The following is a 628-nucleotide window of genomic DNA, read 5'->3' on the forward strand; positions in this document are numbered from 1 at the left end:
TTCTTTATCAAGATAAAGGTGGCAAAGAATCTCTATGCAAGAAACTGACCTTTTATCGCCCCACTTTTAAGCATGCCAAGCAATTAGCGGTGCTCATTGGACCACAATTGACAGAGCTGCTGCTTCCTGAGTTTGGAGAGCAAAAAACAACTTTGAGCAATGATGTGCTTATCACGAAGCTTTCTCAAGTTTTGTTCACAAGTGAGGCAACAGAAGGCATCACAGCACTTTTGGCTGATATGTCACATGAATCTATTGAATTGATTGATCGAGTTGATGTGATGGATATTGTCGCAATATTGAAGGCTTTTTTTGCTTTTTTTACGCAACGCCAATCCTCTCTGCCAGACAATTTGGAGCAGAACTAGCCCTTTATTATCACTGGGCGCCTTCAGAGATTAACCAGATGGATTGGCTGGATGTGATTGCCTATCGAGAAGAACTCGCACGCCTGAAAGCTCAAGAATATGAAAGCCATCAGTTAGGATAAGAGACGATCATGGATGTTTCCCTTGTTGTGCGTTTTGTTAATCATCTGCAAGAGGGGATAGCTTCTGCCAAGCGAGATCTTGCAGCCTTTAGTTCAGATGTTGCGCATTTCCAAAACAAGACAAGGCAGCATTTTAAA

1 protein-coding gene is annotated in these 628 nt (G+C 42.2%); it reads left to right on the forward strand.

Annotation, left to right across the window (positions count from 1 at the left end):
• Nucleotides 1-368 (forward strand): hypothetical protein (locus ACFING_RS10090; RefSeq protein ID WP_375630844.1); only part of this gene is annotated, 368 nt, incomplete at its 5' end.
• Between the last annotated feature and the right edge of the window lie 260 nt (nucleotides 369-628).

Source organism: Bartonella sp. AP150HLJHH, from assembly GCF_042196385.1.
In the GTDB taxonomy this organism is placed as follows: Bacteria; Pseudomonadota; Alphaproteobacteria; order Rhizobiales; family Rhizobiaceae; genus Bartonella.